7 protein-coding genes are annotated in these 7,444 nt (G+C 57.5%); 4 read left to right on the forward strand and 3 right to left on the reverse strand.

The genetic code is table 11. From position 1 onward, the window contains the following. Nucleotides 1-9 precede the first annotated feature (9 nt). Entirely contained in the window at nt 10-1,791 is a 1,782-nt protein-coding gene (locus FY112_RS31000; RefSeq protein WP_246700792.1) for an EAL domain-containing protein, read from the reverse strand. A 603-nt stretch (nt 1,792-2,394) separates the two neighbouring features. Here FY112_RS31000 and FY112_RS31005 point away from each other — a divergent pair. The 3 genes from FY112_RS31005 to FY112_RS31015 all read left to right on the forward strand — a co-directional run bounded on the left by FY112_RS31005 (nt 2,395) and on the right by FY112_RS31015 (nt 4,958). Beyond that, nucleotides 2,395-3,327: an NAD(P)/FAD-dependent oxidoreductase gene (locus FY112_RS31005; RefSeq protein WP_151520140.1), complete on the forward strand. Its 933-nt coding sequence runs from the start codon at nt 2,395-2,397 to the stop codon at nt 3,325-3,327. A 264-nt stretch (nt 3,328-3,591) separates the two neighbouring features. Next, nucleotides 3,592-3,939 carry an NUDIX hydrolase gene (locus FY112_RS31010; protein ID WP_246700793.1) on the forward strand — a complete coding sequence of 116 codons (348 nt, stop codon included), beginning with the start codon at nt 3,592-3,594 and terminating at the stop codon, nt 3,937-3,939. Beyond that, nucleotides 3,936-4,958, forward strand: coding sequence for a PHB depolymerase family esterase (locus tag FY112_RS31015; protein WP_151520074.1), 1,023 nt, complete (start codon nt 3,936-3,938; stop codon nt 4,956-4,958). Before FY112_RS31010 ends, FY112_RS31015 begins: the two co-directional genes overlap by 4 nt. A 181-nt stretch (nt 4,959-5,139) precedes the next feature. On the opposite strand, the gene FY112_RS31020 is transcribed toward FY112_RS31015, so the two are convergent. Beyond that, entirely contained in the window at nt 5,140-5,355 is a 216-nt protein-coding gene (locus tag FY112_RS31020; RefSeq protein WP_130766736.1) for a DUF3072 domain-containing protein, read from the reverse strand. 121 nt (nt 5,356-5,476) lie between these two features. After that, nucleotides 5,477-6,385 carry a nucleotidyltransferase and HEPN domain-containing protein gene (locus tag FY112_RS31025; RefSeq protein ID WP_151520075.1) on the reverse strand — a complete coding sequence of 303 codons (909 nt, stop codon included), beginning with the start codon at nt 6,383-6,385 and terminating at the stop codon, nt 5,477-5,479. A gap of 761 nt (nt 6,386-7,146) precedes the next feature. Here FY112_RS31025 and FY112_RS37030 point away from each other — a divergent pair. After that, the gene (locus FY112_RS37030; RefSeq protein ID WP_017959352.1) at nt 7,147-7,311 is read left to right on the forward strand and encodes a hypothetical protein; all 165 of its coding nucleotides are present in this window, start codon (nt 7,147-7,149) and stop codon (nt 7,309-7,311) included. Nucleotides 7,312-7,444 lie beyond the last annotated feature (133 nt).

The following is a 7,444-nucleotide window of genomic DNA, read 5'->3' on the forward strand; positions in this document are numbered from 1 at the left end:
TCCTAGCTCCTAGTCGCCATGTCCTCCTTTAGGGGCGTGGGGCCCAGCCCGAATGAAGGTTCCGGCTTCCTGCCGACCAATCGGCGCCGCGGATGCTGCCTTCTGCTCGATGAGGCTCAAGACCGCGCTGAACGGCATAGGCCGACCGTAGAGATAGCCTTGACCACATGGGCAACCCAAGGCCACAAGCGCCTCCTCCTGTTCGCGGGTTTCGATTCCTTCCGCGACCGTCTCCAGTCCCATGTCTCGGCTCAGGCCGATCAGTGCCCGGGTGATCGCGGCATCGTTCGGCCTGCTGCGGATCTGCTGGATGAAACCTCGATCGATCTTCAGCGTCGTCAGCGGATAGCGCTGCAACGAACTGAGGGAAGCATATCCCGTTCCAAAGTCGTCGAAGGCGATGCCAACGCCAAGTTCCCGCAGGGCCGTCATCGCCTCCAGCGAACGGCCGTCATCCGCAAGTGCAATCGTTTCGGTGACTTCGAGCTCCAGTCCCTCTGGTGCAAGGCAGTGCTTTTGAAGTGCACTGGCCACTTTTTGGATGAGATTGGGTGCGCGCAGCTGCCCCGGGAACAGATTGACGCCGATCCTGATTTCGTAGCCTGACGCCTGCAGTTGGCTGGCGCGCTTTGCGGCTTCGTCAAGCGTCCACCAACCAATATCCAGAGCCAGCGCGCTTTGGTCGAGAGCAGGAAGAAAGGCTGCGGGCGTCAGCAGGCCTCTAATGGGATGATGCCAGCGGATCAAGGCTTCAAGACCGATGATCCTTCCGTCGGAGAGCTTTACCTGGGGCTGATAGAAGAGCTCCAGTTCACCTTGACGCATCGCGGCAAGCAGTTCGTCCCGCAGTTCGCGACGCGCCGACGTCTCGCTCCGCATGGTGGCGTCATACATCCGGATCGAGTGTCCGCCTGCGGCTTTCGCTCGATACAGGGCGTAATCGGCACTGGCAATCAGCTCTTCGGCCTCCACCCCGTGGGTCGGTGAAAGAGCAAAGCCGATGCTGGTGCCGAGTTCCAGAACATGTCCTCCGAGTTCAAACGGTTTTGCAAATGCCTGGAGGATAGCATCGGCTTGTGCATAAACGGCGCGCGGGTCGCTTACACCCTGCAACAGAACCGCAAATTCGTCGCCGCCGATGCGGGCTATATTGGCGTCCGGGCGCAGCATGTATGGGAGCCTGACACCGATGGCCTGCAAAAGACAATCGCCGACGCGATGTCCGTGCGTGTCGTTGACTTCCTTGAAGCCATCGAGGTCCAAGAGAATGATGGCGGCAGCGTTTCCCGCAGCGAGCGTATCGGCAAGCAGCGCGGAAAAGCGATGACGATTAAGCAGTCCAGTCAAGGTATCCTGGCTTGCCAGTCGTAACAGGCGTCCCTCCCGCTCCCGTCGCTCCGAAATATCGGTGATGACGGCGCCAGCACAGAACCCGCGTTTGCCACGCCAGGTTGATAAGGTGATCTCGATCGGAAATTCCGTGCCGTCCTTCTTGACCGCCGACACCTCGACTGGCCTGCCGCCGAGATTTGGCTTTTGTCCCGCGGACACCTTTTGTAGCCCTGCCATATGCGCGCCCCGCATCCGCTCGGGGATGGTGATGGTGATAGGCTTTCCGATCATCTCCCCCTTGCTGTAACCGAACAGCGCGCACGCGGACGGATTGACAAACTCGATATCCCCGTGGCTGTCGATCGAGATCAGCGACAATTTTGTCGCCTCGGCAAATTTCGCCACCGTGAACGGTATGCGCCGCTTCGACCTGTTCAATGAAGATGACCTAGTTGCCATAAGTGCCTCGTGCATCGTACCGGGCCTGGTTTCCAAATCGTCACCGTTGGAACTCCGCTCAGCCAAGCATAATCAAGATGGAGTGTATGCGTGAACATTGATTTAAGTTGCGTCCATGCCGCTCGCAGAAAGTGCAGAAAAGCGCGATCCGAGAGTGACACGTAGCACCTCGCTCGGATTGTTCCGATCGATGATTATTGGCCGATGTGGAACGCCATCAGCGCATTGTCCGCAGAGTCAGCCAGAGCCGCGACGACCATGTTACCTGCAAAACCGAGACATCGCCGCGATCCACATCGAGGCGACGTCGATGACTCCACCCGTCCACTTAATTGTCGGGCGTCGCTCATTGCAACCAACGTTGTGGTCCGTCCGCCGGCGGGATCTGAGCTCTAGCCAATAGCCTTGATCTTGGAAGGCGGGAGGCTATCCGAATTTGGTGGACCCCAAGAGCCCTGGCAACTTTTGAGCGCATCGCATGGATGTCAAGGACATGGTGAGTTGGATTACCGGACAATGGAACCATTACCGTTTGCCGAGGTTGGCCATGTCGCCCACACTGGTGCAATCCCGGTTGGGGCCAACAGGATACGGAATGGCATGATGACGAACGCATTTGAAGAGAAAGTGTACGACTGCGTTGTCATCGGGGGTGGTCCGGCTGGCCTGACCGCGGCGATTTACCTGGCGCGCTACCATCTTTCCGTGGCGGTCTTCCACGATAACTCCAGCCGCGCTTCCACCATCCCTATGTCGCACAACCATGCCGGATTCCCGGACGGCATCAGCGGCACTGAGCTGCTGGCGAGAATGAACGCCCAGGCTCAGCTCTACGGGGCAGCCATTCAACGCCGCAGGATCACGACGCTTCATAAAGCCGACAACCTGTTCGTGGCAGAATTCGAGAGCGGCAGCATCCGCTCTCGGGCCGTACTCTTTGCTACCGGTGTCGTCAACCGACGGCCTGCGATGCCACAGGCAACCCATGATGAAGCCGTGGCTCGTGGCCTTCTGCGCTACTGTCCCGTCTGTGACGGTTTTGAGGTAACGGACAAGCCCATTGGTGTTCTCGGAACTGGAACGAAGGGGTTCAAGGAGGCCGTTTTCCTTCGAAGTTACACGAAGGATCTCACGCTTATATCGCCCGAGGGCAAACATGATCTCTCCGAAATCGAGACGTCGTCCTTGACCCACCTCGGAATAAGAGTGGAGGTCGGGCCCGTAATCTCGACCGATCTGGACAAAGATATGATCCGCGTCGCAACACCAACGGAAACCTATTCATTCGCGTCCATATATCCGGCTCTCGGATCCGACATACGTTCGCACCTGGCATCACGTCTTGGAGCGAGGCTCTCAGACGAAGGATGTGTCATCGTCGATGGCCACCAGAGGACCACGGTTCCAGGATTTTACGCCGCGGGAGACGTCGTCGCCGGTCTTGACCAGATCAGCCATGCCATGGGGCAGGCAGGGGTTGCTGCTACGACCATTCGCAACGACCTTGGAGAGCAATCAGCGCTGGCGCGTTGTTGACCCTAGATTCGCGGCTCTGGCGCATTTTGGCGGGCACGTAAAAGAGTATAGCCACGAGCATTTTCCGCTTGGTGCAGTTGCCGGACGTGATGAAGCGAACTGGACTCTTGAACGTCGCCCGGCTAGCTTGCGCGGGCTTCGAAACCGGAGGCGGACGATGCTCAACGAAAACGCCCAGACGGAACTTGTGAAAACCCTGTCTGGTCGCGATGTGGGGCAGGCCGGTGCTCGTTGCTACCGCCGGACCGAAACGGTGGACTTGAAATGCTCTTTGTAGGTAGCCGACGGAACGGTCGATGGGGCATTCCGAAGGGGCACGGCGAAGATGGTGAAGCCAGCAGCGCTGCGGCGCTGAGAGAGGACTCCGAGGAAGCCGGAGTGGCAGGCATCGTCGACAAGACCGTGTTCGACACGTTTTCCTATCGGAAGGACACAAGTCCCCACCAATACCACGTGGCCGTCCATCTCCTTCAGGTATCGAGGATCGCGGAGAAGTTTCCGGAGAAGCATGTCCGTAAGACACGGTGGTTCCCCGTGGAGGCCGCGCTGCGGGAAGCAGCGCAGCCGGGCTTGCGGATGCTCCTGTCGCGGGTTGAGAACCTTCACCTATGAAGCTCAGTCTCGGCAGATCGCTATTAAAGGTCCTCAGAGCCCAAAAGAAGATCAGCAAGCGGATCGAGAAAGCTCTCGAAACGACCCGAAGTAGAACGAAACGTTCAACGTCCCGTCCCGCGAAACCGATTTTGGTCGAGACAACCGCGTTTGGAAGCAATCCGGGCCGCCTGGTGATGAAATCCTTCGTTCCGACGACGCGGCTGCCGAAGAAGCCCGCGCTTGTCGTCCTGCTTCATGGCTGCGGTCAGACTCCCGAAAGCCTGGATGTCGCGACCGGCTTCTCCAAGCTCGCGAAAGAGCGCGGTTTCGTTCTGCTTTATCCGCAGCAGAAGAGAGCAAACAATTCGCAAAATTGCTTCAACTGGTTTCGTCCAAGCGCCGTCGCGAGGGACCGCGGCGAGGTGCGTTCAATCAAGCAGATGCTCGAGCACATATGTGAGCGCCATAGCGTTGACCGGTCGAGGATCTTCGTCGCGGGGCTGTCCGCCGGCGGGGCGATGACAGGCGCACTGGTCGCGAACTATCCCTCACTGTTTGCAGGCGCCGCGATCATAGCCGGCATGCCATTCGGATCTGCCCGCGACACGATGTCCGCCCTGCGCGCGATGAAGTCAGGTGCGACGCCGCCGCCGGGTGGATGGGGAAGACCCATCGCTGAGATTTCGCCAGAGGCTAAGGCATGGCCTGCGATAACCATCTGGCAGGGCATGGAAGACCGGGTGGTCAAGCCCGTCAATGCGCTCGCGTGTGTTGCTCAGTGGCTCGAAGTCCAAGGCATTGCAGAAAACAGCGGCCGTTTGGAGGAAAAACCATGGGGCAGGTTGCGGTCATGGAAGGTAAGCGGCAAGCTGAAAGTGGCCCTCTATTCGGTCAGTAACATGGGCCACGGGCTTCCGATCAAGAAGCGCGAGAGCGTCACGGCGCTAAGGTCTGCAGACCCCTACGTGATCCCGGTAGAAATCTCAGCTCCAGCGGAGATGATGCGATTGTGGGGTTTGTCGAGGCTTCGAACATAATCAGCTCGCAGCAAGTTCGGCGGTAGCTGGCAAATTCCTGCCAGCAAGGGTCCTGCGGGCAACGAAACGCCAGGCTTGCATAAGCTTGCCATTCCAACAGCTTACACCGCCCGGTGTTGCGGCGCGCAAACGTTCTCGTCGGCTTTCGGCTTCACCCAATTGGTTATCGCCAGGCGGCCGCTCATTCCAAATCGAGCGACTGCTTCAGTTCGTCGATCCTCTTGGACGCCTCCGCCTTGGTCAGATCCTCGGCATAGGCATCGGGCTTGTGCGCCTGTTCGGATAAGGTTTTCAGATAGGACCGCTGCGCGCCGGTCATCGGCTCGTCGCCGCTCACCCAATCGTCGGGGTCCTTCTGTGTGTTGGACGATGTCTTGGTTTTCGGATTGTCACTCATAGCGGCCTCCTGAATGCGTTCTCTAAACGTTCCAGGTGGTGCCGCGGTTCCAGCCGCATGTCGATGTCGCATTGGCTCGATCGTAGCCCCTTCAGTCGGCGTAGAGGCCACACGCCACTAGCTAGTGGCTGTCGTGTTTCAGCCTTTCGAGATGCTCGGAGCAAACCATCCGGACCAATTCAAGCAGCACGGTTGTCCTCTCGCCAAACCAGGCGAGAGCCTCCTCGCTGATCTCGTAATGTTTTGAATAGCGCGCCTTCACATAGGCCTCGTTCAATGTGTTGAACCACGCGCGTTCCCGGTGCTGATCACGTGGAAAGGCCTCGGCCAGCCGGCGGTCCTGCTCCTCGGCGAGCGAGCGCAGAAACTTGATGTTGTGCGATGGTGGACCGTAATTGGTGAGAGTAAGGAGAATGCAGGAATAGGCTTGCTCCAGCGACTGATGAAAAAGAAACCCCGCTCGTTTTCCGTAGCCCCTAGTACGTGCATGTTCGGCCAGATCGAGAAATTCCGTCGAAGCCTCGATCCGCTCTTCAAAATGCTCCTTCGCCACGCGAAGCCGGTCCTCGGTCGAAAGGGGCTCGGGCTCAGCCAACGGCTCATCGTCCAGTTCGTAGAGAACGATGCCTTCCTTGCGAATGTCAGAGAAGAAATACTGCCCCTCCTTGAGGTAGGTGTTCACCTCCCGTCTGGAATGGACGATGAAGCTCACTGGCGTTTCGATCGTGGCTTCGTGTATCAGCCGGTCGGCTGCCTTGTGCCAATATTCCGCGAAATCGCAGAGCTTGCGATTGTTGACGATGATCAAGAGATCGAAGTCGGAGCGATACCCCTTCATCGTGAATGGTTCATCGACCCAGCCACCCTTGGCGTAGGAGCCGAAGAGGATGATCTTCAGGATCCTGCCGCGCTTCTTGAAATCGGTCGTGCCTTCCTTCAGCGCGTCCTCGAATTCCTCGTGGAGGATTTCGAGAACCCGTCCGAGTTCTCGCTGCTTGCGGAGCGGCATATGTTCAAGCGACGATTTCATAAGCAATCGATAGGCGAAAGATCTCGTACCGTCTACTCGCAGTTTTGAGAGGGAAACTGTAGGACGTAGTCACATCTGAGATCACCTTCTTTCGAGAATCGTGTTGATCGAAGATGACCGTGAATGCCGGTTCCTAGGCAGGCCTCACACTCAGTAGGAACGGGAAGGAAAGACCCGCCACCCGACGCATTTGCTGGAGGTAACGCTGAAAAGAGAAATGGTCTGGCGCCTCTAAACGGGATCTGCTCAGAGCGTGATCGTCTCACCATCGATAAATGCTGTATACCATCGATAACCAGTACTTATCGATGGTTAGAACTTTGCGTAAAATCCCGAGCGATGACGGAAGTTAGCATCCATATCGCTTCTGGTTAATGGCGTGTTTACTATATTTTCAACGTCTTGCGATCTCGCCAAATTGCCAATCTCGACGTCTGGAACGGTAAGCGGGGGTGATTTGGTGGCCTTGCCGACACAGTCAGCATGTCTGACGCAGAAGCAGGGTGCTCGAAGGGCCGAGAGTGTTCAGGCGCGTGCTGCAACCATCGAGGCGAGGGGTGCAATAGCATGAACTTCGTCATTGATCCCAGCCGGATAGGCGGAAAAGTTCCTGTGCGGTTCCGCACCAATCGTTGGATGGAACGCTAGCCACATTCGTCGCTCGCCGTGAAAAGCCCCCGCGCCTGAAGGTTTGCCGTTGGCACCTTGTTTTATTCGAACAAGAGCACATCTCGATGGAGTGAGAGCCGTCAGGAAAACAAATGGCTTACGAGCCTGATATGGCTATCGTCTTCGATAGCGCGACAAAGGCGGTGATCGTCAGTTTCCGCGGCGTCACGGTCTATCTGCCAGGTCCTTATGCTGACCGAAAGGCGGCCGTCCTGACCGCCGAAGCGCATTGCCGCCGGCTTGGCTGGCGAGATTGATTGCGACTTATATCAACGATCCACAAAGGGCAGATATCTGTATTGGGAATCGTTCGTCCTTTCGCAATGAGCGCGCATGCCGAGGCAAAAATGTGCTAAGGTCTTTGGCAGGTATCGAAAGATCGTTACCGAT

Source organism: Rhizobium sp. PEPV16 (assembly GCF_008919455.1).
Lineage (GTDB): Bacteria > Pseudomonadota > Alphaproteobacteria > Rhizobiales > Rhizobiaceae > Rhizobium > Rhizobium leguminosarum_Q.